A 25,025-nucleotide genomic window follows, 5' to 3' on the forward strand; every position below is an offset into this window, starting at 1 on the left:
GGAAGAGGTCATCGAACGGATGTTGCTGCAGGCAAGCCCATTGGGTGAGCGGTTGGAGCGTGCGCCGATCAGGCAGATGCTGGCGCAACAGATAAAATCCGCCATTGATGACTGTCGCCGGCGTCTGGAAAGCTGAATCCGAGCCGGCGCAACGGCGACAGATCACGGTTGAACGTACTCAACGCTGAGTTTCTTGAGTACAAACATGAGTATGTTTTTTAATGGAGCAGCATGGTGAACTGTTTATTCAACGACTTGCAGTCACAATCGCTGTTCAATGTCTGATGGCGAGCAAGAGAGCAACGCCGTCGCCCTATGAAGGTGGCGGCGTTTTTTTGCGCTGTTATGGCTGAATGGGCCGGTCAGGAGCTTGCTGCCGTCGGGCTCCCGTCTGGGTGGGATAAAAATGACAGGCAATATTTTCTCGCTGTTGGCATAATTGCTTTCTATGGACTCGCCTTCGCTCTCCGGGGCGGTCATGTTTTTCATTATCTCCTCATTGAAATGCTATGAACGCAATGATGCCTGACGATATGCGCGAACACGAAGAGCTGGATATTGCGGACTTGTTGATTGTCGCCTGGAATAACTGGTATTGGTTTTTGTTGATTCCATTGCTCTCAATCGCGACTGCCTTGTTGTTTCTGTTTCAGGCGCCGGTACGCTATTCAGCCACGGCAAGCGTTGTGTTGCCCACAAAAGTGGATGGGCGAGGGGCTCTGAATCTTTTCAACGGGGACAAACTGCAGAAGAATGCTCTTCTTGTCGCAGCGCTTTCTGATGCGGCTGGGGCGCAAATCTCCGAAACCGAAAGGAGGGCATACCTGAAAGCCAGAGTTAAAACCGTGCTGACAAAAGATGGTTTGATTCAGGTGACGGTAGAAGATGCTGTCGCGGAGCGCGCGACCAAGCTGGCCAATAGTTTCGCTCTTGCCGGGCAGGATGTTTTGTCCCAGTCGACCGCTACGCCGGAAGGCCAATTGCTTGCGTTCTTATCTGTCAGGCGGATTCAGGTTGTGAACAGGCTCGCCGAGCTGCACCAAGGTATTGGTGGCGTTGGGGCGGTGGCCATGCCTTCGGAAGCGGTGCGTCAGCAGCTGGAACGGGAGGGGAAACTGCTGGCGATGCTGAGCGATCTATCCGCGAAAACGGATAAAGAGACCGTGGTTGTTGAAGTGCCGGACTCGTCCGAGTGGTCGTCCGGCTCTGTGGTCGAGCGTCTCGTCAGGCAGCAATATTTCTATGAGGCGCTGCTGAAACGGATTGATCGCGATATCACCATGCTTCAGCCAGTGTTGAAAGACAGTTTTGGTGAAGTTCGCTTGGCCGAGGTGCCCGTCGAAAAAAGTTCGCCAAAATCGGCCAGAATCTTGGCCTTGGCGGGCGTGATTGGTCTGTTCGGTGCCTTATTTTGGGTTGTTTTTAAAACAAGTTGGCCCACGTTCAAGCATCGCATGCAGAAAAAGCTGGCCAGGTCTGCTGTTTCGAAAAATTAATCTCAAGACGAATAAAGGCTTTACCTTAGTTCTGTTTTTGTGATGAAGAGGAAAATCGATGAAGAAATCTATTTTCTTGTTGGCGGCGCTTTTGCTATCGACCCAAGCGACGGCCGCCGACCTGCTCGACACGGTCAAAAGCCGTGGTTCTCTGAAGATCGCCCTCGAAGGGACCTACCCGCCGTTCAACTTCAAGGACAAGAACCAGCAACTGACCGGCTTCGAGGTCGAGTTCGGCCGCGCGCTCGCGCAGCGGCTCGGCGTGAAGCCGGAATTCGTCACCGGCGAGTGGAGCGGCCTGCTGGCCGGCCTGCAAGCGGGCAAGTTCGACGTGGTGCTCAACCAGGTGTCGATCACCGACAAGCGCAAGGAAGTGTTCGACTTCTCGGTGCCCTACACGGTGTCGAGCGCGCAGCTGATCGTGCGCAAGAACGAGACGCGCAGCTTCAAGAACCTGGAGGACCTGAAGGGCAAGAAGCTCGGCGTCGGTCAGGGCAGCAACTACGCCGACATGGCCAAGGCGGTGCCGGGCGTCGAGGTCAAGACCTACCCGGGCGCGCCCGAGTACCTGCAGGACCTGGCGGCCGGCCGCGTCGACGCGGCGCTCAACGACAGCTTGATGATCCCGTTCTCGATCCGGGAGTCGAAGCTGCCGGTGAAGGCCGGCGCGGCGGTCGGCGGCGTCACGCAGATGGGCGTGCCGTTCGCCCGCGGCAACCCGAAGTTCAAGGCCGCCGTCGACAAGGCGATCCGCGCGATGCAGGCCGACGGCAGCTTCAGGAAGATCTCGGTGAAATGGTTCGGCATCGACGTGTCGCAGGCGCCGGGCGCAAAATAAGCGCCCTCGGCCAACCTTGAGGCGCGGCAAGCGCGCTCCTCACGCCCTCGGGGCCCGCCCCGGGGGCGTTCGCATTTGGAACAACAACATGAATTGGTGGGAATTGTTCGCAACCGCCGGGCCGGTGCTGCTGACCGGCGCGTTGTATACGCTGCTGTTCGCGGTCGCGGCCATGGTGCTCGGCCTCGCGCTCGGCTTCGCCGTCGCGCTGGTACGCGTCGCGCGCGTGCCGCTCGTCTCGCATCTCGCGGCCTTCTACGTCAGCGCGATGCGCGGCACGCCGCTTTTGGTGCAGATCTTCGTCATCTACTACGGCCTGCCGGGCGTCGGCATCGAGTTCGAGCCGGTGACCGCCGGCATTCTCGCGCTGACCTTGAACGTGGCGGCCTATCTGTCCGAGAGCATGCGCGGCGCGATCGCCGGCGTCGAGAAGGGGCAGTGGGACGCGGCGCTGTCGCTCGGCTTCACCTGGTGGCAGAGCATGCGCTACGTGGTCGCGCCGCAGGCCTTGCGGCTGGCGGTACCGAGCCTGTCGAACAGCCTGATCTCGCTGATCAAGGATACCTCGCTGGTGTCGGTGATCACCGTCACCGAGCTGATGCTGGCGACCAAGGAAGTGATCGCGCAAACCTTCCAGCCCTTGCCGCTGTACCTGGCCGCCGCGGCGATCTACTGGGCGCTGTCGGCGAGCTTCGAGCGCGTGCAAAAGCGCGTCGAGGCGCGGCTGGAGCGGGCGCACCGGCGCTGAGCCGGCCCCGTTCGCCCGACACGCCCGCCTTCGCGGGGCGTGTGTTTGTGGACGCCGGATGGCGGAGGAGGACGAGGAAGTTTTACCTGACGCAAACTCGATGCAGATATTTCAACGAAATGCTTGAATGTCATTTAACTTTTGTCTAGGTTTGCTCTTTGATTGAAGCCGCCGCGATGCGGCGGCGCGCCTCGCCCGCGGGCGGGTGCGGGCCAAGGACGAAAGGAGACGAACGGTGTTTGGTGCAGCGAAGAAACTGGCGGCCTGGCAGGCGCGCTGCGAGCAGGCGGAAAGGGAGAAGGAGGCGGCGCTGGCGCGCCTTGCCGCGCTGGAGGCCGAGCAGCGGCGGCTGGAGGACGAGCTGGCCGCGCTGCGCGCCGGCGAGGCGCGACGCGACGCCTATATGGGGCCGTTCGCGGCCACCTGCGACGACCTGCCGGCGTTGCGGCAGTCGTTCGCCGAGGTGGCGCAACTGCTCGACGGCCATTTCGATACCGCGACGCGCGCGGTCAGCGCGCTGGCCTACAGCCGCGAGGCGGTCGACGGCATGGTCGCCAATTTCGACGAGATCGTCAGCAAGCAGCGGCAGACCTCGGGGGCGATGGACGACCTGGTCGAGAAGACCACCCGCATCAGCGGCTTCGTGCGCTTGATCCGCGAGGTGGCCGACCAGACCAACCTGCTGGCGTTGAACGCGGCGATCGAGGCCGCGCGCGCCGGCGAATCGGGTCGTGGCTTTGCGGTGGTCGCCGACGAGGTCCGCAAGTTGGCCGAGCGCACCGCGCTGGCCACCACCGAGATCGCGTCGCTGGTCGGCGGTATCGAGACCGCCTCGCACGCGACCAAGCAGCAGGTCGACCTCGCCGCGGGCGAGGCCGGCCGCTATCAGGAGGCCGGCCGCGCGACCGCCGCGCGCATCCGCGAGCTGGCCGACATGGCCGAGACGATGGCGCGCGTGATCGGGCAGGGCGCCAACGTCAGCTTCCTCGAGATCGTCAAGCTCGACCACATCGTGTTCAAGCTCGAGATCTACAAGGCGCTGATCGGCTTCTCGGCGCTGGACGCCGACAGCCTGTCCTCGCATACCACCTGCCGGCTCGGCAAGTGGTATTACGAGGGGCGCGGCTACCACGAGTGCCGCGACCATCCCGACTACCTGGGGCTGGAGAAACCGCACGCCGCCGTGCACGAGCAGGGGCGGCAGGCGCTCTCGGCCTGGGCGCGCCAGGACGCGGCGGCGACGCGCGAGGCGCTGCGCGAGATGGAAAGGCAGTCCGAGGCGGTGATGGCGATCCTGACCCGCTTCGAGCAGCAGCCGTGCACCAAGACGCTGGCCGGCTGACGCCGGTGCCCATACGGCAAAACGCCCCGCACAGCGGGGCGTTGTCGCGTCCGGCTTGTGCGGCGCTTACAGGCGCACGCAGTCGACGCAGTAGACCTTGCGACCGTCTTGCTCCTGCGCGACCAGGCCGTGCACGTCGGTCTCGAAGCCCGGCAGGCGGCGGTTGAAGTCCTGAGCGAAGCGCAGGTAGTCGACGATGGTCTTGTTGAAGCGCTCGCCCGGGATCAGGAGCGGGATGCCCGGCGGGTACGGCGTCAAGAGCACCGCGGTGATGCGGCCTTCCAGTTCGTCGACCGGCACGCGGTCGATCTCGCGGTGCGCCATCTTGGCGAAGGCGTCCGACGGCTTCATCGCCGGTTCCATGCCCGACAGGTAGATCTCGGTGGTCAGCCGCGCGATGTCGTGCTCGCGGTACAGGTTGTGGATCTTCTGGCACAGGTCGCGCAGGCCGACGCGCTCGTACTCCGGGTACTTGGCGACGAACTCCGGCATGATCCGCCACATCGGCTGGTTCTTGTCGTAATCGTCCTTGAACTGCTGCAGCAGCGAGATCAGCGTGTTCCAGCGGCCCTTGGTGATGCCGATGGTGAACATGATGAAGAAGCTGTACAGACCGGTCTTCTCGACCACCACGCCGTGCTCGGTCAGGTACTTGGTGACGATGGCGGCCGGGATGCCGAGTTCCTCGAAGCTGCCGTCGACGTTCAGGCCCGGGGTCAACAGCGTCGCCTTGATCGGGTCGAGCATGTTGAAGCCGTCCTCGATGTTGCCGAAGTCGTGCCAGGCCTCGCCGGCCTTGAGCTTCCAGTCGTCGGCGTCGCAGATGCCCTCGGCCGACAGCTGTTCGGGGCCCCAGACGCGGAACCACCAGTCGTCGCCGTATTCCTCGTCGACCTTGCGCATCGCGCGGCGGAAGTCGAGCGCCTCGACCAGCGATTCCTCGACCAGCGCGTGACCGCCCGGCTGCTCCATCATCGCGGCGGCGACGTCGCAGCTGGCGATGATCGCGTACTGCGGGCTGGTCGACGTGTGCATCAGGTAGGCTTCGTTGAAGCTGTCGCGGTCGAGCGGGCGCGATTCGGGGTCCTGCACCAGGATCTGCGACGCCTGGCTCAAACCGGCCAACAGCTTGTGCGTCGACTGGGTCGAGAAGATCATCGACTCCTTGCAGCGCGGCCGGCCCTCGCCGATCGCGTGGAAGTCGCCGTAGAAGTCGTGGAAGGCCGCGTGCGGCAGCCACGCCTCGTCGAAGTGCAGCGTGTCGACCTCGCCGTCGAGCAGGCCCTTGATCTCCTCGACGTTGTACAGGATGCCGTCGTAGGTCGACTGCGTGATGGTCAGGATGCGCGGCTTGGCGTTCGGGTTCTTCTCGACGATCTCGCGCGCGAACGGGTTGGCGAGGATCTTCTGGCGGATCGTTTCCGGCTGGAATTCCGATTTCGGGATCGGGCCGATGATGCCGTAGTGGTTGCGCGTCGGCATCAGGAACACCGGCACCGCGCCGGTCATGATGATCGCGTGCAGGTTCGACTTGTGGCAGTTGCGGTCGACCAGCACGATGTCGCCGGCGGCGACGGTGCTGTGCCAGACGATCTTGTTCGACGTCGACGTGCCGTTGGTGACGAAGAACAGGTGGTCGGCGTGGCAGATGCGCGCGGCGTTGCGCTCGCTCGCGGCGACCGGGCCGGTGTGGTCCAACAGTTGGCCGAGCTCGTCGACCGCGTTGCACACGTCGGCGCGCAGCATGTTCTCGCCGAAGAACTGGTGGAACATCTGGCCGACCGGGCTCTTCAGGAAGGCGACGCCGCCCGAGTGGCCCGGGCAGTGCCACGAGTACGAGCCGTCGTAGGCGTAGTCGACCAGCGCGCGGAAGAACGGCGGCGCCAGGCTGTCGAGGTAGGACTTCGCCTCGCGGATGATGTGGCGCGCGACGAACTCCGGCGTGTCCTCGTGCATGTGGATGAAGCCGTGCAGCTCGCGCAGGATGTCGTTCGGGATGTGGCGCGCGGTGCGCGTCTCGCCGTACATGTACAGCGGGATGTCCGGGTTGCGGCCGCGGATGCGCTGCACGAAGCCCCTGAGCTGGGCGAGCGCCTCCAGCGTTTCCTCCGGGGTGCCGCCGCCGAATTCCTCGTCGTCGATCGACAGGATGAAGCCGGCGGCGCGGCTCTGCTGCTGCGCGAAGGAGGTCAGGTCGCCGTAGCTGGTGTAGCCGACCACGCTCATGCCCTCGGCCTCGATGGCCGCCGCCAGCTCGCGGATGCCGGAGCCGCTGGTGTTCTCGGATCGGAAGTCTTCGTCGATGATGACGATGGGGAAGTAAAAACGCATGCCAGTTTCCTGAAAAAGCAAACTGCGCTGGCGGTGCGGAGCGGTGCGAACGACCGGCCCGTCCTGAGGGCGCTGAAAAAAGGGCGCTTTGCGCCGCAGTGCGTACTTGAGCTGCTTTCGGCAACCGTCTCGTCAGCCGGCCCGGGGGTGTCGTGAAGGCGCGCGCCGCGACGGCGCAGGCTCCGCTTCGGCCCCAAGTCACCCGTAAAAGGGGCGTATCTTAAACGAGAACGGTGACAAGATTGCGTTCTTGTCGGCGCGAATCCAGCGCCGGCGCGGGTTTGCCGGGCTAAGTGCCCGTGTTTCGGCGCTTTTGGCCGTCGTGCCCGGGCGAAAAAGCGTCGCAGTTTTACGACAATACGACACGACGGCGCTTGCCTTGCCGGCCGTCGTCTGCTCCCGCTACCCTTGTCAGACCGTTTTCCGTCCGGACCATTCCATGAAATTCGCCACCAAGGCCATCCATCTGGGCCACGACCCGAAGGCGCACCAGCGCGCGGTGATGCCGCCCGTCTACCAGACCTCGGCGTTCGCCTTCGACCACGTCGGCGAGGCGCTGCCGTTCAGCTACGCGCGCGGCGGCACGCCGACCCGCGCCGCGCTCGAGGATTGCCTCGCCGGGCTGGAGAACGCCCGCCACGGCCTGGCGTTTTCCAGCGGCATGGCGGCGATCGACGCGGTGCTGCGCGCGACGCTCAAGCCTGGCGACACGGTCGTCGCGCAGGCCGACTGCTACGGCGGCGCCTACCGCCTGTTGACGCGGCTGCTGCAGCCGGCCGGCGTCAAGGTGGTGTTCGCCGACCTGTCCGACCCCGCCAGTCTGCCCGCGCTGCTTGACGGGAGCGTGAAGCTCGTCTGGCTCGAGTCGCCGTCCAACCCGTTGCTCAATCTCGTCGACATCGCCGCGCTCGCGGCGATCGCGCGCGCCGCCGGCGTCAGGGTCGCGGTCGACAACACCTTCGCGACGCCCTACCTGCAGAACCCGCTCGAGCTGGGCGCCGACGTCGTCGTCCACTCGGCGACCAAGTACCTCGGCGGCCATTCGGACGTGCTGTTGGGGCTGGTCGCGCTCGACGACGAGGCCTTGTTCCGCGACATCCGCCTCGTGCAGCTGTCGGCCGGCGCGGTGCCCGGGCCGCAGGACTGTTTCCTCGTGCTGCGCGGCATCAAGACGCTGGCGCTCAGGATGGAGCGCCACTGCGACAACGCCGAGCGGGTCGCCGACTTCCTGCTCGGCCAAGCCTCGGTAGAAAAGGTGTTCTTCCCGGGCCTGCCCGACCATCCGCAGCACGCGCTTGCCAAACGGCAGCAGCGCCGCTTCGGCGGCATTGTGTCCTTCTACCTGAGGGACGACAGCCGCGAGGCCGCCAGCCGGGTCGCCGAGCGCCTGCGGTTGTTCGCGTTGGCCGAGTCGCTCGGCGGCGTCGAGTCGCTGGTCAACCACTCGGCGACCATGTCGCACGGCTCGCTGCCGCCGGAGAAGCGGCGCGAGCTCGGCATCCGCGAGGGCTTGCTGCGGCTGTCGCTCGGCATCGAGGACGTCGACGACCTGCTCGACGATCTGGCGCAAGCGCTGGCCTGAGGCCGTAAAAGCCCGACAAGTTGGCCGAGCCCCGCAAAAGGGCTCGGCCAACTTGTCGCGGCGTCGCGATTCACTGCGCCGGCGGCGCGTCGTCCGGCGGCACGGCAGCGGCGGCGAGCGTCGCCGCCTCGGCCAGCTTGCGGCGCCGGCGCGCGCGGAACAGGTTGACCGCCTTGAGCGTGATCGCGCCGCCGGACAACAGCGACAACAGCGCCAGCGGCGCGGCGACCAGGTAGGGGAAGAAGGCCATCAGCAGCGCCAGCGCGACGAAGAACAGACCGATGGTCAGGAAGGCCGCCGCCTCGCTGAGGTCGACGGTGCGCGTGCCGCGCACCACCGCGCCGAAGGCGTCGCCCAGCCGCGCCGCCTGGCGCACCGCCGCCGCGCCGGCGCGCTCGCGCGGCGTGTGCGACGGCGACAGCAGCGTCGGCTTCGCGCGCGGCCGCGGCCTGACGGCGACCGGCCGCGTCTTGTGGCCGGCGAGCACGATCTCGGTCGAATTTTCCAGATCCTTCAGGAAGCGCTCGGCCAACTGGCCGGCCAGCGCGCTGTCCTCGATCGCGACGTCGACCTCGCGGTTGGCGATCCAGCTCGACCAGTTCAGGTTGGTCGAGCCGATGCGCGCCCAGCGGCCGTCGGCGACCGCCGTCTTGCCGTGCATCATCGGCCCGTCCCACTCGTACACCCGCACGCCGGCCAGCAGCAGCGGCCGGTACAGCGTGCGCGATACCGTCGCGATCCAGCCGATGTCGGAGGAGCGCGGCACCAAGAGCCGCACGTCGACGCCGTCCTGCGCCGCGTGCTTGAGCGCGGTCAGATACAGGCCGTTGGCCATGAAGTAGGCGTCGGACAGCCACAGCGTGCGGCGCGCGAAGCTGGCGATCAGCAGGTCGAGCCGCATCATGTTGGCGGTGTCCGGCGTGGTCGCGATCAGCCGCGCCGCGACCTCGCCGACCGGCGCGGGCGGCGGCGGCAGCTCGTCGGCCGGCAGCGGCGCGCCGCAGGCGGCCCAGCTGTCGGCGAAGGCGAGCACCGCGTCGCGCACGATCGGTCCTTCGAGCTTCACGCCGGTGTCGCGCCACGGCGCGCCGCCGCGCCGCTCGTCGCCCTCCCAGCGGCTCGATACGCACAGCCCGCCGACGAAGGCGACGCGGCCGTCGACGACGATCAGCTTGCGGTGGTCGCGCCCGAGCAGGCTGGCCGCGCCGCCCAGCGACGGCGGGTTGAACGCGCGCGTCTGGCCGCCGGCGGCGACGATGGGGCGAAAGAAGCCGCACAGGTGCTCCTTCCAGCAGCCGAGCCAGTCGTACAGCAGGCGCACGCGCACGCCGGCGCGCGCGCGCTCGGCCAACAGGTCGCGCAGCCGGGTGCCGAAGGCGTCGGCGGCGAAGATGTACATCTCGACGTGGATGGAGTCGCGCGCGGCGGCGATCGCCGCCTCCCAGGCGGGAAAGTTGTCGGTGCAGTCGAACAGCGGGGTGACGGCGTTGCCGCCGACCAGCGGCGCGCCGGCCGAGCGGGAGAAGGCCTGGTCGGCCAGCTGGCGGACGAATTCGAACGAGGCGGGGGTCGGTGATGGCGATGTCATTAGGTGCTAAATGTTTGACTTCGAACAGGTTTGCCTAAAAAATGAACGGCAGCGTCGCATTTGTGAATATTCGAGTCTCATAAACGAAAAAAAAATTCCAAAACAGACCGGAAACGGGTCCGGAAACGATCGCCGGAATTGTCGTAAACAATTGATTTTTAAGGGAAAAACGGGGTGGCAAAAAGCGGTTGCAGCGTCGCGCGCCTTGCCCTTAGAATCGAAACATTCGTTTCACATTATAAGTAGGTAACTGGTATGGACAGACAGCGCTGGTTGCAGGGGACCCTGTACAGCCCGGACTTCGAACAGGACAGCTGCGGCTTCGGTTTGATCGCCCAGTTGGACGACAAACCCAGCCACTGGCTCGTCGGCACCGCGATCTCCTCGCTCGCCAAGCTGACCCATCGCGGCGCGGTGGCGGCGGACGGCAAGTCCGGCGACGGCTGTGGCTTGCTGTTCCGCAAGCCGGACGGCTTCCTGCGCGAAGTCGCCGCCGAGGCGGGCATTTCGCTGAAGGCGGTGTACGCCGCCGGTCTGGTGTTCTCGCACCCCGACGAAACCGTCGGCCAGCGCTCGCTGCGCCGCCTGAAGGAACACCTCGAGTCGCAGGGCCTCGAAGTCGCCGGCTTCCGCACCGTGCCGACCGACGCCTCGGTGTGCGGCGAGGCCGCGCTCAAGTCGCTGCCGACCTTCAGCCAGGTGTTCGTCAACTGCCCGTTCGGCATGGACGAGACCACCTTCCAGCGTCGACTCTACCAGGGTCGCCGCGGCGCCGAGAAGGCGAACAAGGCCGACGACGGCTACTTCTACCTGCCGACGCTGAACACGCACACGCTGTCGTACAAGGGCCTGGTGACGCCGGACAACCTGGCCAATTTCTTCCTCGACCTGAAGGATCCGCGCTTCGAGTCCAGCCTCGCGGTGTTCCACCAGCGCTTCTCGACCAACACCTGGCCGCAGTGGCGCCTCGCGCAGCCGTTCCGCTTCCTCGCCCACAACGGCGAGATCAACACCGTGCAGGGCAACCGCAACTGGGCGCGCGCGCGCGAGCAGATCATGGCCTCGCCGCTGCTCGACATGGACGCGGTGCGCCCGATCGTGCAGACCGACGGCTCCGACTCGATGTCGCTCGACAACATGCTCGAGGGGTTGCTGATGGGCGGCGTGCCGCTGTTCCGCGCGCTGCGTCTCCTGGTGCCGCCGGCCTGGCAGAACGTCGACTCGACCGACAAGGACCTGCGCGCCTTCTACGAATACAACTCGATGCACATGGAGCCGTGGGACGGCCCGGCCGGCATCGTGCTGACCGACGGCCGCTACGCCGCCTGTCTGCTGGACCGCAACGGCCTGCGCCCGGCGCGCTGGGTGCTGACGCGCGACAACGTGCTGACCATCGCGTCCGAAGTCGGCGTGTGGGACTACAAGCCGGAAGACGTGGTCAGGAAAGGCCGCGTGAAGCCGGGCCAGCTGTTCGCCGCCGACCTCGCGACCGGCGAACTCTTGATGCCGGAAGAGATCGACGCGCAACTGAAGTCCGCCAAGCCCTACCGCCAGTGGATCAAGGACAGCGCCAAGTACCTGGAGCTCTCCAGCGAGGACGACTCGGCGCTCGAGTTGCTGCCGCGCGAAGAGCTGGACGTGTTCCAGAAGCTGTTCAACGTCAGCGTCGAAGAGCGCGACCAGGTGATCCGCGTGCTGGCCGACGACGCCCAGGAAGCGATCGGCTCGATGGGCGACGACACCCCGATGGCCGTGCTGTCGCAAAAGGTGCGCTCGCCGTTCGACTACCTGCGCCAGCAGTTCGCGCAGGTGACCAACCCGCCGATCGACCCGATCCGCGAAGCGGTCGTGATGTCGCTGAACACCGTGTTCGGCCCGGAACGCAACCTGTTCGAGGAGTCGGCCGAGCACGCCAAGCGCCTCGAGGTGCGTAGCCCGGTGTTGTCGCTGGAGAAGTTCACCCAGATCACCACCCGTCCGGAAGCGCACCTGAAGGCGACCACCTTCGATCTGTGCTACGACCCGGCCGAGACCAGCCTGAAGGGCGCGATCGAGCGCCTGACCGAGCATGTGATCGGCGCCGTGCGCGAAGGCACCGTGATCGTCGTACTGTCCGACCGCAACATCAGCCAGTTCCGTCTGCCGATCCCGGCGCTGTTCGCCACCGGTGCGGTGCACCACGCGCTGATCGACGCCGGCCTGCGCTGCAAGTCGAACATCGTCGTCGAGACCGCCTCCGCGCGCGATCCGCACCAGATCGCCTGTCTGATCGGCTACGGCGCGACCGGCGTCTACCCGTACCTGGCCTACCAGATCATCGCCGACCTGGTGTCCGACGGCACCGTGTCGTTCAAGGTCAACGAGGCGCTGCAGCGCTACCGCAAGGGCATCAACAAGGGCCTGTTGAAGGTGCTGTCGAAGATGGGCATCTCGACCATCGCCTCGTACCGCGGCGCGCAGCTGTTCGAAGCGATCGGCGTGCACAGCGAGGTGGTCGAGCTGTGCCTGAAGGGCACCGTGTCGCGCGTCGAGGGCGCCCACTTCGAGGACTTCGAGGAAGACCAGAAAAAGCTGGCCCGCCTCGCGTTCAACCCGATGCGTCCGCTGACGCAGGGCGGCCTGTTGAAGTATGTGCACGGCGAGGAGTACCACGCGTACAACCCCGACGTCGTGATGATGCTGCAAAAGGCGGTGCAGAACGGCGACTACGACGCCTACCAGACCTTCGCCCACCTGGTGAACGACCGTCCGGTATCGATGTTCCGCGACCTGATGCAGCTGAAGTTGGCCGAGACCCCGCTGCCGATCGACGAGGTCGAGTCCGAGGAATCCATCCTCAAGCGCTTCGACTCCGCCGGCATGTCGCTGGGCGCGCTGTCGCCGGAGGCGCACGAGGCGCTGGCGACCGCGATGAACCGCCTCGGCGGCCGCTCCAACTCCGGTGAGGGTGGCGAGGACGAGTCCCGCTACGGCACCGAGCGCATGTCCAAGATCAAGCAGGTCGCGTCGGGCCGCTTCGGCGTCACCCCGCACTACCTGGTCAACGCCGAAGTGCTGCAGATCAAGGTCGCGCAGGGCGCCAAGCCGGGCGAGGGCGGCCAGTTGCCGGGCGACAAGGTGTCGCCGCTGATCGCCAAGCTGCGTCACGCCAAGCCGGGCATCAGCCTGATCTCGCCGCCGCCGCACCACGACATCTATTCGATCGAAGACCTGGCGCAGCTGATCTTCGACCTCAAGCAGGTCAACCCCGACGCGCTGGTGTCGGTGAAGCTGGTCGCCGAGCCGGGCGTGGGCACCATCGCCGCCGGCGTGGCCAAGGCCTACGCCGACCTGATCACCATCTCCGGTTACGACGGCGGCACCGGTGCGTCGCCGCTGACCTCGGTCAAGTACGCCGGCACGCCGTTCGAACTGGGTCTGTCCGAAGCGCAGCAGGTGCTGCGCGCCAACGGTCTGCGCGGCCGTGTACGCGTGCAGGCCGACGGCGGCCTCAAGACCGGCCTCGACGTGATCAAGGCCGCCGTGCTCGGCGCCGAGAGCTTCGGCTTCGGTACCGCGCCGATGATCGCGCTCGGTTGTAAATACCTGCGCATCTGCCACCTGAACAACTGCGCGACCGGCGTGGCGACCCAGGAAATCAAGCTGCGCGACAAGTACTTCATCGGCCTGCCGGAAATGGTGATGAACTACTTCCGCTTCGTCGCCCGCGAGACCCGCGAGTGGATGGCCAAGATCGGCGTGCGTTCGCTCGACGAACTGATCGGCCGCATGGACCTGGTCGACCTCGCTGAGGGTCAGACCGAGCGCCAGAAAAAACTCGACCTGTCGCCGCTGTTGAGCCTCGGCAACGTGCCGGAAACCGAGCCGCGCTTCTGCGTCGAGGATTCCAACCCGTCGTTCGACAAGGGCGAGCTGGCCGAAGAGATGGTCCGCGACGCGCTGCCGGCGCTCGAGAACAAGCAGATGCTGACGCTCGAGTACAACATCGAGAACATCCACCGTTCGATCGGTGCGCGTCTGTCGGGCGAGATCGCCAAGCGCCACGGCGCCGCCGGCCTGCCGGACGGCTGCCTGACGGTGAAGTTCAAGGGTTCGGCCGGCCAGAGCTTCGGCGTGTGGAACGCGCCGGGCCTGAACCTCGAGCTCGAAGGCGACGCGAACGACTACGTCGGCAAGGGCATGCACGCCGGCCGCGTGGTGATCTACCCGCCGAAAGGCTCGGCCTACAAATCGAACGAGGCGATCATCGTCGGCAACACCTGCCTGTACGGCGCCACCGGCGGTGCGCTGTACGCGGCCGGCGTGGCGGGCGAGCGCTTCGCGGTGCGCAACTCCGGCGCGCTGGCGGTCATCGAGGGCGCCGGCGACCACTGCTGCGAATACATGACCGGCGGTACCGTGATCGTGCTGGGCGAGACCGGCTACAACTTCGGCGCGGGCATGACCGGCGGCTTCGCCTTCGTGTACGACCCGAGCGAGCGTTTCGCCTACCGCTACAACAACGAGCTGATCGACATCAACCTGATCAACGGCGAGGCGATGGGCATGTACCGCGCCTTCCTGCTGGACAAGATCGCCAAGCATGTCGAGTACACCGGCTCGGAAATCGGCCGCGCGATGCTGGAGAACTTCGACGACTACGTCGATTACTTCTGGCTGGTGAAGCCGAAGGCCGCCAAGCTCGACAGCCTCTTGAAGGACTAAGTCGCGGCAAGCCGGCCCGGCGCGCGCGCCGGGCCGGTCGCCCCAGGATCAGAATTGCCGAGGCGGCGAGTCCGCTTCGAGATAAAGTTTCGAGGAAAGCCCCCATGGGTGACGTATTCCAGTTCATGAACGTGCAGCGCAACCCCGGCGACAAGGTCGACGTCGCGGTGCGCAAGATCGAGTTCAAGGAAATCTACACGCCGCTGTCCAAGACGGATGCCGGCGAGCAGGCCGGGCGCTGCCTGTCCTGCGGCAACCCCTACTGCGAGTGGGAGTGCCCGGTCCACAACTACATCCCGAACTGGCTGCAGCTGGTGAAGGAAGGCCGCCTGTTCGAAGCGGCCGAGCTGTCGCACAAGACCAACTCGCTGCCGGAGATCTGCGGTCGCGTCTGTCCGCAGGACCGCCTGTGCGAAGGCTCGTGTACGCTGAACCAGGTCGACGCCGGCGCGGTGACCATCGGTTCGGTCGAGAAGTACATCACCGACGAGGCCTTCAAGCAGGGCTGGCGTCCGGACATGTCCAAGGTCGTGTGGACCGACAAGAAGGTCGCCGTGATCGGCGCCGGCCCGGCCGGTCTCGGTTGCGCCGACATCCTGGTGCGCAACGGCGTCAAGCCGGTGGTGTTCGACCGCTACGAGGAAATCGGCGGCCTGCTGACCTTCGGCATCCCCGAGTTCAAGCTCGAGAAAGACGTCGTCAGGACCCGTCGCAAGATCATGGAGGAGATGGGCGTCGAGTTCCGTCTGAACACCGAGATCGGCGTCGACGTGACCATCGACGAACTGCTCGACGAGTACGACGCCGTGTTCATGGGCATGGGCGCGTACAAGTACATGAAGGGTGGCTTCGACGGCGAACACCTCGACGGCGTGCTCGAGGCGCTGCCGTTCCTGATCAACAACGTGCGCCACAACCTCGGCACGCTGCCGGAGGGCGAGGCGCACCTGTCGATGGCCGGCAAGCGCGTCGTCGTGCTCGGCGGCGGCGACACCGCGATGGACTGCAACCGCACGTCGATCCGTCAGGGCGCCGACAGCGTGATCTGCGCCTATCGCCGCGACGAGGCCAATATGCCGGGCTCCAAGCGCGAAGTGGCCAACGCCAAGGAAGAGGGCGTCGAGTTCCTGTGGAACCGTCAGCCGCAGGGCATCGAGAAGGCCGCCGACGGCAGTCTGCTGCTCAAGTTGGCCGAGACCCGCCTGGGCGAGCCGGACGAGAAGGGCCGCCGTGCCGCCGTGGTGGTCGAGGGTTCCGAGCAGGTCATCGCGTGCGACCACGTGATCGTCGCCTTCGGCTTCCAGGCCGAAGCCGCCGACTGGTTCGGCCACACCGGCATCAAGACCGACAAGCGCGGCCGCACCGTCGCCAGCGGTCATGCGTTCAAGTACCAGACCACCAACCCGAAGGTGTTCGCCGGCGGCGACCAGGTACGCGGCGCCGACCTGGTGGTACGCGCCGTGTTCGAAGGCCGTCAGGCCGCCGAGGGCATCCTCGAGTACCTGCAGGTCTGGTAAGAAGGCAGCTCCTTCCCGCCCGGTATGCCGGCCCGCCTTTGGCGGGCTTTTTTCTTGCCGTCAGCTTGGCGAAGGCCCGTTCGGCCAAGCTGGCGGTCGCTGTTCCCGTCCGTGCCGCGCGTCCTCCTGCCGCGTTGCGGCCTTCCCTGATGGGGTTTTCCGCAATGCGAAAACTCCTGATTTCGCCGCTCCCGGGCGCCGTCCATTATCCGGTCACGATCCACAACACAAAGAGGCGGCGACGTACCGCTTCGCACAGAGACGGGAAACTTGACCATGCAGAACAAACCTTTCTACCGCACCCTGTACTTCCAGGTCATCGTCGCGATTGTGCTCGGCGTGGCCGTCGGCCATGTCTGGCCGGACACCGGCGCGTCGCTCAAGCCGCTCGGCGACGGCTTCATCAAGCTGGTGAAGATGATGATCGCGCCGATCATCTTCTGCACCGTCGTGGTCGGCATCGCCGGCATGGAGGACATGAAGAAGGTCGGCCGCGTCGGCGGCAAGGCGCTGCTGTACTTCGAGGTGGTGACCACGCTGGCGCTGATCATCGGTCTGGTGGTCGTCAACGTGCTCAAGCCGGGTGCCGGCATGAACGTCGACCCGGCGACGCTGGACGCCGGCGCGATCGCCAAGTACACCGCCAAGGCCGGCGAGCAGTCGGTGGTCGATTTCGTGCTGCACGTGATTCCGAACAGCGTGGTCGGCGCCTTCGCCGAGGGCGAGATCCTGCAGGTGCTGCTGTTCTCGGTGCTGTTCGGCTTCGCGCTGGCCAAGATCGGCGCGCCGGCCAAGCCGCTGGTCAACCTGTTCGAGAAGGTGTCGCAGGGCCTGTTCGTCGTGATCGGCATGATCATGAAGCTCGCCCCGATCGGCGCCTTCGGCGCGATGGCCTTCACCATCGGCAAGTACGGCGTCGCCAGCCTGACCTCGCTGGCCGCGCTGATGGGCTCCTTCTACCTGACTTGCGTACTGTTCGTGTTCCTGGTGCTGGGCAGCATCGCCCGCGCCGCCGGCTTCAGCGTCTGGGGCCTGATCAAGTACATCAAGGAAGAGCTGATGATCGTGCTGGGCACCTCGTCGTCGGAATCGGCGCTGCCGCGCCTGATGGCGAAGATGGAGCGCCTCGGCTGCCAGAAGTCGGTGGTGGGCCTGGTGGTGCCGACCGGCTACTCGTTCAACCTCGACGGCACCTCGATCTACCTGACCATGGCGGCGATCTTCATCGCCCAGGCCTGCGGCATCGAGCTGACGCTGACTCAGGAGCTGACCATCCTCGGCGTGCTGCTGCTGACCAGCAAGGGCGCCGCCGGCGTCACCGGCTCGGGCTTCATCACGCTGGCCGCGACGCTGGCCACCGTGCCGGACATCCCGGTCGCCGGTCTCGCGCTGATCCTCGGCATCGACCGCTTCATGTCCGAGGCGCGCGCGCTGACCAATCTGGTCGGCAACGCGGTCGCCACCGTGGTGGTCGCCAAGTGGGAAGACTCGCTCGATACCGAGACGCTGAAGCGCGAACTGGCCAACCCGAGCCCGCTGATCGACACCGAAGCCCTCGTCGAGCCGGTCGCCGCGCTGGCCGAAGAGCGCCGCTGATCCGATTCCTCCGCCTTGTTGTACTTGAGCCCGCCACCCGGCGGGCTTTTTTCATGCTGCGCCCAAGCGGGAGGGGGCGGGGCGTGGCGCGCGCGTCGCTTCGGGTGGCAGGGGCGAGGCGGGGATCGCGTACCCGCGCGCCAGCGGCTTGCCTGCCCGATCTTCTTCCGCTGCGGGGCCGACGAGGCGACCGTCGGCGTCCGCAGCGGAAAAGCCCCGCAGGCGTCGCGGTGCATGGTGGCGTCGTTACAAATGCCCGGGCAAAATAGCCAGAAGGAATTTGATTTTCTTTTCATATTCCTGGCCGGATTTCCTGGCCGTCGCCGACTCGTGGTGAACTCGATCCTGTCCCGCCGGTCTGCCCGTATCCGTCGTCTTCGTCGCTGCATTCTCGTGGAGGGTTTTGTTGGATCTCATCAACCAATCGATTCTGGTCGCCGCGGTGATCCTGTTCATCAGCCTGCTGGTCTCGTCGTTCGCGTCGCGGCTCGGCGCGCCGCTGCTGCTGGTTTTTCTGGCGCTCGGCATGCTGGCCGGCGAGGACGGGCCCGGCGGCATCGTGTTCGACAACTATCCGCTCAGCTACCTGATCGGTACCGTCGCGCTGGTGGTGATCCTGTTCGACGGCGGGCTGAGGACGCGTATCGACAGTTTTCGCGTCGGCCTCAAGCCGGCGATGTCGCTGGCGACGCTCGGCGTGCTGGTCACCGCGCTGATCACCGGCAGCTTCGCCGCCTGGGTGCTGGAATTGTCGTGGCTGGAGGGGCTGCTGATCGGCGCCATCGTCGGCTCGACCGACGCGGCGGCGGTGTTCGCGCTGTTGTCGGGCAGCGGTTTGCGCCTGAACCAGCGGCTCAGCGCGGTGCTGGAAATCGAGTCGGGCAGCAACGACCCGATGGCGGTGTTCCTGACGATGGCGTTGATCGGCCTGATCGAGGCCGGCCGCAGCACGCCGGATGCGTCCTTGCTCGTGGTCTTTTTGCAGCAGATGGGCGTCGGCGCGCTGGCCGGCTGGGCCGGCGGCCGCGCGATGGTGTGGATCTTCCGCCGCCTGTCGCTCGAAGGCGCGCTGCTGTCGATGTTCGGCCTCGCGGCCGCGCTGCTGTTGTTCGCGCTGGCGACGGTGGCCGGCGGCAGCGGTTTCCTCGCGATCTACCTCGCCGGTCTGCTGCTCGGCAACGCGCGTCTGGCCGGGCTGTCGACGCTGTTGAAGGTGCAGGACGGCTACGCCTGGCTGGCGCAGGTGGTGATGTTCCTCGTGCTGGGCCTGCTGGTGACGCCGTCCGAGCTGGTGCCGCTGGCGCCGGCGGCGCTGGCGATCTCGCTGGTGCTGATGCTGGTCGCGCGGCCGGTCGCCGTCTGGCTCGGGCTGTTGCCGTTCGCCTTGCCCCGGGCCGAGAAGCTCTATATCAGCTGGGTCGGCCTGCGCGGCGCGGTGCCGATCATTCTCGGCATCTTCCCGCTGATGGCCGGCCTGCCCAACAGTACGGTCTATTTCAACGTCGCCTTCTTCGTCGTGCTGATGTCGCTGGTGTTCCAGGGCTGGAGCATCGTGCCGCTGGCCGCGCGCATGGGGCTGAAGCTGCCGGCGGCGGCGCGTCCGGCGCGCAGCGTGCGCGTCGAAACCGGCATCGATTCGCACTACGAGGCGGCCTCCTTCCGCGTTGAGGCCGAGTCGGTCGCCGAAGGGACGACGCTGGACGCGCTGGCGTTGCCGGCCGGCGCCCATCTGGCGGCGCTGTTCCGCGCCGGCGAGCGCCAGGCGCCGGAAGCGGCCGGCGCGCTGGCCGAGGGCGACTGGCTGTATCTGGTCGGCGAAGGCGAGGCGCTCGCCGAGGCGGGCGCGTTGTTCGCCGGCCGCGTCGAGCGCGAGGCGCGGCGCTTCTACGGCGTGTTCACCGTCGACGCCGCGTTACCGGCGGCCGAGTTGGCCGGCGCCTACGGCGTCACCCTCGAACCGGTCTGGGCCGGCGCGACCTTGGCCGAGTACTGCGAGCGTCACGGCCGTGTCGCGCTGGTGCCCGGCGACACGGTGCCCTTCGGCCGCCTGACGCTGGTGGTCGCCGAATGCGAGGCGGGGCGTGTCAGCCGCCTCGGCATCCGCTTCGCCGCCGATGACGATTGAGCACGCCGCCGCGTCTTTGCCGCGCGGAGGCTCTTGAAATCCTTCCCGTCTTTCCCCACGTCATGCCCATGCCGTCGCCGTTGCGCGAAGGCGTGGGCTCTTGAAATGCGGCAAAGCCGCCCCTATTATTAGCACTCACTGGTGTCGAGTGCTAATAACCGGCCCAATGCTCTGATTTTTGTGGGATTTTGACCGAAAATCCCGTTTTCAAAGTCCAATTAGGAGAGAGATCAATGGCAATCCGTCCCTTGCACGATCGCGTAGTGATCAAGCGCCTCGAAGCTGAAGAGAAGACCGCTTCGGGCATCGTCCTGCCCGGTGCCGCCGCTGAAAAGCCGGACATGGGCGAAGTGCTGGCCGTTGGCAACGGCAAGATCCTCGAGAACGGTGAACGCCGTCCGCTCGAACTGAAGGTCGGCGACAAGGTCATCTTCGGCAAATACTCCGGCCAGACCGTCAAGGTCGATGGCGAAGAAGTCCTCGTGATGCGCGAGGAAGACGTGATGGGCATCGTGGAATAAGTCCGCGCCAAGCCTTCCGTTTACTTTCAGATTCTGGAGATAGAGAACATGGCAGCAAAAGAAGTCAAATTCGGTGATTCCGCCCGCGCCAAGATGGTCAACGGCGTCAATATCCTGGCCGACGCGGTCAAGGTGACCCTGGGCCCGAAAGGCCGCAACGTGGTGCTCGACCGCTCGTTCGGCGCGCCGACCATCACCAAGGACGGCGTGTCGGTCGCCAAGGAAATCGAACTGAAGGACAAGTTCGAGAACATGGGCGCGCAGATGGTCAAGGAAGTCGCTTCCAAGACCTCGGACATCGCCGGTGACGGCACCACCACCGCGACCGTGCTGGCGCAGGCCATCGTGCAGGAAGGTATGAAGTACGTCGCCGCCGGCATGAACCCGATGGACCTCAAGCGCGGCATCGACAAGGCCGTGGTCGCGCTGGTCGGCGAACTGAAGAACATCGCCAAGCCGTGCGCGACCTCGAAGGAAATCGCCCAGGTCGGTTCGATCTCGGCCAACTCCGACAGCGACATCGGCCAGATCATCGCCAACGCGATGGAAAAGGTCGGCAAGGAAGGCGTGATCACCGTCGAAGACGGCAAGTCGCTCGAGAACGAGCTGGACGTGGTCGAAGGCATGCAGTTCGACCGCGGCTACCTGTCGCCGTACTTCGTCAACAACCCGGAAAAACAGATCGCGCTGCTGGAAAACCCGTTCGTGCTGCTGTTCGAGAAGAAAATCTCGAACATCCGCGACCTGCTGCCGGTGCTGGAGCAGGTGGCCAAGGCCGGCCGTCCGCTCTTGATCATCGCCGAAGACGTCGAAGGCGAAGCGCTGGCGACGCTGGTGGTCAACACCATCCGCGGCATCCTGAAGGTCGTCGCCGTTAAGGCCCCGGGCTTCGGCGACCGTCGCAAGGCCATGCTGCAGGACATCGCCACGCTGACCGGCGGTACCGTGATCGCCGAAGAAGTCGGCCTGTCGCTGGAAAAAGCCGACCTGTCGCTGCTGGGTCAGGCCAAGCGCGTCGAAGTGGGCAAGGAAAACACCACCATCATCGACGGCGCTGGCGAGGCGTCCGCGATCCAGGCTCGCGTCGAAGAAATCCGCGCCCAGATCGAAGTGTCGACTTCCGATTACGACCGCGAGAAGCTGCAGGAGCGCGTGGCCAAGCTGGCCGGCGGCGTGGCGGTGATCAAGGTCGGTGCCGCGACCGAAGTCGAAATGAAAGAGAAGAAGGCCCGCGTCGAAGACGCGCTGCACGCGACCCGCGCCGCGGTCGAAGAAGGCGTGGTGCCGGGCGGTGGCGTGGCCATCCTGCGCGCCCGCGCGACGCTGGCCAGCGTCGAGACCGCCAACGCCGACCAGGCTGCCGGCGTGAAGATCGTGCTGCGCGCGATCGAAGCCCCGCTGCGCCAGATCGTGGCCAACGCCGGCGACGAGCCGTCGGTGGTGATCAACAAGGTGCTGGAAGGCAGCGGTAACTTCGGTTACAACGCCGCCACCGGCGAATACGGCGACATGCTCGAGATGGGCGTGCTCGATCCGGCCAAGGTGACCCGTTCGGCGCTGCAACACGCCGCTTCGGTCGCCGGCCTGATGCTGACCACCGACGCGATGATCGCCGAGCTGCCGGAAGACAAGCCGGCCGCGCCGATGGGCGGCATGGGCGGCATGGGCATGGACGGCATGATGTAAGCAAGCGTCCGGATCCGTCCGACGACAAAACCCCGCTCCTTCGAGCGGGGTTTTTCTTTGCCGTGCGCGGCCGGCCGACGGCTCGGCCAACCTTGGAGCGGCGAAGGAGGGCTGGCACAATCGCGCCATTCCGATGTTGATTGTTTTTTCAGGAGTCCGCCATGCAACGCAGCGAATTGATCGCCCTTCTGGATGCCACGCTCGAACCGTGGCGCTTCAAGGACTACGCGCCGAACGGCCTGCAGGTCGAGGGGCGCGACGCCGTGCGTAAGATCGTTACCGGCGTGACCGCCAGCCAGGCGCTGCTCGACGTGGCCGTCGCGCGCGGCGCCGACGCGGTGCTGGTCCACCACGGCTATTTCTGGAAGAACGAGGACGCGCGCGTGACCGGCGTCAAGCGCCGCCGTCTCAAGACGCTGCTCGACGCCGAACTCAACCTGCTCGCCTACCATCTGCCGCTCGACGCGCACCCGACGCTCGGCAACAACGCGCGCTTGGCCGAGGTGCTCGGCCTGGCGCTGGAAGGGCAGGGCGGCGAGCAGGGGCTGCTGTGGCACGGCCGCGTCGACGTCCCGCAGAGCGCGCGCGACTTCGCCGCCCGCGTGGCGGCGCGCCTCGGCCGCGAGCCGCTGCTCCTGGGGCCTGCCGGCAAGACCGTGCACCGCGTCGCCTGGTGCACCGGCGGCGCGCAGGGCTTTTTCGCCGACGCGGTCGCGATGGGCGTCGACGCCTTCGTCACCGGCGAGGTCTCCGAGCAGAATCACCATCTGGCCGAGGAATACGGCGTCGCCTTCGTCGCCGCCGGCCACCACGCGACCGAACGCTACGGCATCAAGGCGCTCGGCGAATTCGTCGCGCGCGAAACCGGGGCCGAGGTCGAATTCGTCGACCTGCCCAACCCGGTGTGAAACGGTTCGTAACCCGCGCTGCAACAATTTCTTTTCATAACGGCTTCAAGTCCCTAGTGGTAATCGGGTAAAATCGGGCGATTTTGAAAATGCTCGGTTTCCACGTTTGAGGATGACTGTAAATGAGTGAACAACACGTCGATACGGGGCGCCGTCGGTTTCTGACGGTCGCTACCAGCGCGGTTGGTGGGGTGGCGGTGGCCGGGGTGGCCACGCCGTTCTTGATGAGCTTCTTCCCGTCGGAACGGGCCAAAGCGGCCGGCGCGCCGGTTGAAGTCGACATCAGCAAGCTGGAGCCGGGCCAGAAGATCAACGTCGAATGGCGCGGCAAGCCGGTGTGGGTGTTGTCGCGCACGCCGGAAATGGTCAAGAACCTGCCGAAGAACGACGACAAGCTGGCCGATCCGAAGTCCGAGATCGAGCAGCAGCCGGCCTACTGCCAGAACGAGACCCGGTCGATCAAGCCGGAGATCCTGGTCGCCGTCGGCATCTGTACCCACCTGGGCTGTTCCCCGACCTTCCGCCCCGACCTCGCGCCGGCCGACCTCGGCCCGGACTGGCTGGGCGGCTTCTACTGTCCGTGCCACGGCTCCAAGTTCGACCTCGCCGCCCGCGTGTTCAAGGGCGTGCCGGCGCCGAAGAACTTGGAAATTCCGCCGCACAAGTATCTGTCCGATACCCGACTGCTGGTCGGCGACGACAAATAAGCTGAAGGACACAAGATGAGCAAAGGGCAAAAGCTTCTCAACTGGGTGGACGAACGCTTCCCGCTGTCGTCGACGCTCAAGGAACACGTCACCGATTACTACGCGCCGAAGAATTTCAACTTCTGGTACTTCTTCGGTTCGCTGGCGCTGCTGGTGCTCGTGATCCAGATCGTGACCGGCATCTTCCTGACCATGAACTACAAGCCGGACGCGAACCTCGCCTTCCTGTCCGTCGAGTACATCATGCGCGACGTGCCCGGTGGCTGGATCATCCGCTACATGCACTCGACCGGCGCGTCGATGTTCTTCGTCGTGGTCTACCTGCACATGTTCCGCGGCCTGATCTACGGCTCGTACAAGCAGCCGCGCGAGCTGGTGTGGGTGTTCGGTTCGCTGATCTTCCTCGTGCTGATGGCCGAGGCCTTCATGGGCTACCTGTTGCCGTGGGGCCAGATGTCGTTCTGGGGCGCGCAGGTGATCGTCAACCTGTTCGGTTCGATCCCGGTGATCGGCCCTGACCTGTCGGTGTGGATCCGCGGCGACTACGTGGTGTCCGACGCGACGCTGAACCGCTTCTTCGCGCTGCACGTGATCGCGGTGCCGCTGGTGCTGCTGGCGCTGGTGGTGGCCCACCTGGTGGCGCTGCACGAGGTCGGCTCGAACAACCCGGACGGCATCGAGATCAAGAAGAACAAGGACCCGAAAACCGGTCACCCGGTCGACGGCATTCCGTTCCATCCGTACTACACGGTGAAGGACGTGCTGGGCGTCGCGGTGTTCCTGATCGTGTTCTCGGCCATCGTGTTCTTCCTGCCGGAAATGGGTGGCTACTTCCTCGAGCATCCGAACTTCGACCCGGCCGACCCGCTGAAGACGCCGCCGCACATCGCGCCGGTGTGGTACTTCACGCCGTTCTACGCGATCCTGCGCGCGATCCCGTCCTTCTTCGGTACCCAGGTGTGGGGCGTGCTCGGCATGGGCGCCGGCGTGGTGGTGATCGCGCTGCTGCCGTGGCTGGACAAGTCGCCGGTGAAATCGATCCGCTACCGCGGTCCGAAGTTCAAGTTCATGCTGGTGCTGTTCATCATCGCCTTCATCGGCCTGGGCATCCTGGGCGCGCTGCCGGCGACCAACACCCGCACCGTGCTGTCGCAAATCCTGACCGTCGTCTACTTCGCGTTCTTCTTCGGCATGCCGTTCTACACCAAGAACGACGTCGGCACCGTGCCGGTGCCCGACCGTGTGACCGAGAGCACGCCTGCCCGTCAGATCCGCTTCCTCGTGTTGTTCGCGGTGACGATCGTCGGTGCGGCGCTGTTTGCGATGTTCGTGTAAT

The 25,025-nt window shown here is 65.7% G+C and carries 17 protein-coding genes and 1 pseudogene; 15 read left to right on the forward strand and 3 right to left on the reverse strand.

The window, feature by feature from the left end; genetic code table 11:
- Positions 1 to 261: 261 nt before the first annotated feature.
- Positions 262 to 489, reverse strand: a complete 228-nt coding sequence (locus EV683_RS02575; protein ID WP_131861738.1) for a hypothetical protein — start codon at positions 487 to 489, stop codon at positions 262 to 264.
- A 20-nt stretch (positions 490 to 509) separates the two neighbouring features.
- Here EV683_RS02575 and EV683_RS02580 point away from each other — a divergent pair, with 20 nt between their 5' ends.
- The 5 genes and pseudogenes from EV683_RS02580 (at position 510) to EV683_RS14760 (ending at position 4,424) form a co-directional block, all read left to right on the forward strand.
- The gene (locus EV683_RS02580; RefSeq protein ID WP_131861739.1) at positions 510 to 1,496 is read left to right on the forward strand and encodes a Wzz/FepE/Etk N-terminal domain-containing protein; all 987 of its coding nucleotides are present in this window, start codon (positions 510 to 512) and stop codon (positions 1,494 to 1,496) included.
- 58 nt (positions 1,497 to 1,554) lie between these two features.
- Positions 1,555 to 2,334, forward strand: coding sequence for a cystine ABC transporter substrate-binding protein (locus EV683_RS02585; protein WP_131861740.1), 780 nt, complete (start codon positions 1,555 to 1,557; stop codon positions 2,332 to 2,334).
- 88 nt (positions 2,335 to 2,422) lie between these two features.
- Positions 2,423 to 3,082: an amino acid ABC transporter permease gene (locus EV683_RS02590; RefSeq protein WP_131861741.1), complete on the forward strand. Its 660-nt coding sequence runs from the start codon at positions 2,423 to 2,425 to the stop codon at positions 3,080 to 3,082.
- Positions 3,083 to 3,725: 643 nt separating this feature from the next.
- A pseudogene (locus EV683_RS14755) lies at positions 3,726 to 3,983 on the forward strand (methyl-accepting chemotaxis protein); the annotation flags it as partial.
- A 45-nt stretch (positions 3,984 to 4,028) separates the two neighbouring features.
- Positions 4,029 to 4,424, forward strand: coding sequence for a CZB domain-containing protein (locus EV683_RS14760; RefSeq protein WP_231879857.1), 396 nt, complete (start codon positions 4,029 to 4,031; stop codon positions 4,422 to 4,424).
- 66 nt (positions 4,425 to 4,490) lie between these two features.
- On the opposite strand, the gene EV683_RS02600 is transcribed toward EV683_RS14760, so the two are convergent.
- A complete protein-coding gene (locus EV683_RS02600) occupies positions 4,491 to 6,755 on the reverse strand; it encodes an arginine/lysine/ornithine decarboxylase (RefSeq protein WP_066612070.1) in 2,265 nt (754 codons plus the stop codon).
- Positions 6,756 to 7,194: 439 nt separating this feature from the next.
- Here EV683_RS02600 and EV683_RS02605 point away from each other — a divergent pair, with 439 nt between their 5' ends.
- A complete protein-coding gene (locus EV683_RS02605) occupies positions 7,195 to 8,337 on the forward strand; it encodes a trans-sulfuration enzyme family protein (protein WP_131861742.1) in 1,143 nt (380 codons plus the stop codon).
- 70 nt (positions 8,338 to 8,407) lie between these two features.
- On the opposite strand, the gene EV683_RS02610 is transcribed toward EV683_RS02605, so the two are convergent.
- Positions 8,408 to 9,925 carry a phospholipase D-like domain-containing protein gene (locus EV683_RS02610; protein WP_131861743.1) on the reverse strand — a complete coding sequence of 506 codons (1,518 nt, stop codon included), beginning with the start codon at positions 9,923 to 9,925 and terminating at the stop codon, positions 8,408 to 8,410.
- Between the two features lie 255 nt (positions 9,926 to 10,180).
- Here EV683_RS02610 and gltB point away from each other — a divergent pair, with 255 nt between their 5' ends.
- From gltB to EV683_RS02655, 9 genes are all read left to right on the forward strand, one after another.
- Positions 10,181 to 14,629 carry a glutamate synthase large subunit gene (gene gltB, locus EV683_RS02615; protein WP_131861744.1) on the forward strand — a complete coding sequence of 1,483 codons (4,449 nt, stop codon included), beginning with the start codon at positions 10,181 to 10,183 and terminating at the stop codon, positions 14,627 to 14,629.
- Between the two features lie 104 nt (positions 14,630 to 14,733).
- Positions 14,734 to 16,146: an FAD-dependent oxidoreductase gene (locus tag EV683_RS02620; protein ID WP_066612060.1), complete on the forward strand. Its 1,413-nt coding sequence runs from the start codon at positions 14,734 to 14,736 to the stop codon at positions 16,144 to 16,146.
- Between the two features lie 276 nt (positions 16,147 to 16,422).
- Positions 16,423 to 17,742: a dicarboxylate/amino acid:cation symporter gene (locus tag EV683_RS02625; RefSeq protein WP_066612058.1), complete on the forward strand. Its 1,320-nt coding sequence runs from the start codon at positions 16,423 to 16,425 to the stop codon at positions 17,740 to 17,742.
- Positions 17,743 to 18,148: 406 nt separating this feature from the next.
- Positions 18,149 to 19,867: a potassium/proton antiporter gene (locus EV683_RS02630; protein ID WP_131861745.1), complete on the forward strand. Its 1,719-nt coding sequence runs from the start codon at positions 18,149 to 18,151 to the stop codon at positions 19,865 to 19,867.
- A gap of 233 nt (positions 19,868 to 20,100) precedes the next feature.
- A complete protein-coding gene (groES, locus tag EV683_RS02635) occupies positions 20,101 to 20,388 on the forward strand; it encodes a co-chaperone GroES (RefSeq protein ID WP_066612054.1) in 288 nt (95 codons plus the stop codon).
- 48 nt (positions 20,389 to 20,436) lie between these two features.
- Positions 20,437 to 22,074, forward strand: coding sequence for a chaperonin GroEL (gene groL, locus EV683_RS02640; protein ID WP_066612052.1), 1,638 nt, complete (start codon positions 20,437 to 20,439; stop codon positions 22,072 to 22,074).
- 161 nt (positions 22,075 to 22,235) lie between these two features.
- Entirely contained in the window at positions 22,236 to 22,982 is a 747-nt protein-coding gene (locus EV683_RS02645) for a Nif3-like dinuclear metal center hexameric protein (RefSeq protein WP_131861746.1), read from the forward strand.
- A 122-nt stretch (positions 22,983 to 23,104) separates the two neighbouring features.
- Positions 23,105 to 23,689 (forward strand): ubiquinol-cytochrome c reductase iron-sulfur subunit, encoded by a 585-nt coding sequence (gene petA / locus EV683_RS02650; protein ID WP_066612049.1) that lies wholly within the window; start codon positions 23,105 to 23,107, stop codon positions 23,687 to 23,689.
- 15 nt (positions 23,690 to 23,704) lie between these two features.
- Entirely contained in the window at positions 23,705 to 25,024 is a 1,320-nt protein-coding gene (locus EV683_RS02655; RefSeq protein ID WP_066612047.1) for a cytochrome b, read from the forward strand.
- The last annotated feature ends 1 nt before the right edge of the window (position 25,025 follow it).

It is taken from the genome of Crenobacter luteus (assembly GCF_004345725.1).
In the GTDB taxonomy this organism is placed as follows: domain Bacteria; phylum Pseudomonadota; class Gammaproteobacteria; order Burkholderiales; family Chromobacteriaceae; genus Crenobacter; species Crenobacter luteus.

Bases quoted from the DNA above. Each gene is read 5' to 3' on its own strand.
- EV683_RS02575 (WP_131861738.1), bottom strand. From the start codon at position 489: ATGAAAAACATGACCGCCCCGGAGAGCGAAGGCGAGTCCATAGAAAGC.
- EV683_RS02580 (WP_131861739.1), top strand. From the start codon at position 510: ATGAACGCAATGATGCCTGACGATATGCGCGAACACGAAGAGCTGGAT.
- EV683_RS02585 (WP_131861740.1), top strand. From the start codon at position 1,555: ATGAAGAAATCTATTTTCTTGTTGGCGGCGCTTTTGCTATCGACCCAA.
- EV683_RS02590 (WP_131861741.1), top strand. From the start codon at position 2,423: ATGAATTGGTGGGAATTGTTCGCAACCGCCGGGCCGGTGCTGCTGACC.
- EV683_RS14760 (WP_231879857.1), top strand. From the start codon at position 4,029: ATGGCGCGCGTGATCGGGCAGGGCGCCAACGTCAGCTTCCTCGAGATC.
- EV683_RS02600 (WP_066612070.1), bottom strand. From the start codon at position 6,755: ATGCGTTTTTACTTCCCCATCGTCATCATCGACGAAGACTTCCGATCC.
- EV683_RS02605 (WP_131861742.1), top strand. From the start codon at position 7,195: ATGAAATTCGCCACCAAGGCCATCCATCTGGGCCACGACCCGAAGGCG.
- EV683_RS02610 (WP_131861743.1), bottom strand. From the start codon at position 9,925: ATGACATCGCCATCACCGACCCCCGCCTCGTTCGAATTCGTCCGCCAG.
- gltB (WP_131861744.1), top strand. From the start codon at position 10,181: ATGGACAGACAGCGCTGGTTGCAGGGGACCCTGTACAGCCCGGACTTC.
- EV683_RS02620 (WP_066612060.1), top strand. From the start codon at position 14,734: ATGGGTGACGTATTCCAGTTCATGAACGTGCAGCGCAACCCCGGCGAC.
- EV683_RS02625 (WP_066612058.1), top strand. From the start codon at position 16,423: ATGCAGAACAAACCTTTCTACCGCACCCTGTACTTCCAGGTCATCGTC.
- groES (WP_066612054.1), top strand. From the start codon at position 20,101: ATGGCAATCCGTCCCTTGCACGATCGCGTAGTGATCAAGCGCCTCGAA.
- groL (WP_066612052.1), top strand. From the start codon at position 20,437: ATGGCAGCAAAAGAAGTCAAATTCGGTGATTCCGCCCGCGCCAAGATG.
- EV683_RS02645 (WP_131861746.1), top strand. From the start codon at position 22,236: ATGCAACGCAGCGAATTGATCGCCCTTCTGGATGCCACGCTCGAACCG.
- petA (WP_066612049.1), top strand. From the start codon at position 23,105: ATGAGTGAACAACACGTCGATACGGGGCGCCGTCGGTTTCTGACGGTC.
- EV683_RS02655 (WP_066612047.1), top strand. From the start codon at position 23,705: ATGAGCAAAGGGCAAAAGCTTCTCAACTGGGTGGACGAACGCTTCCCG.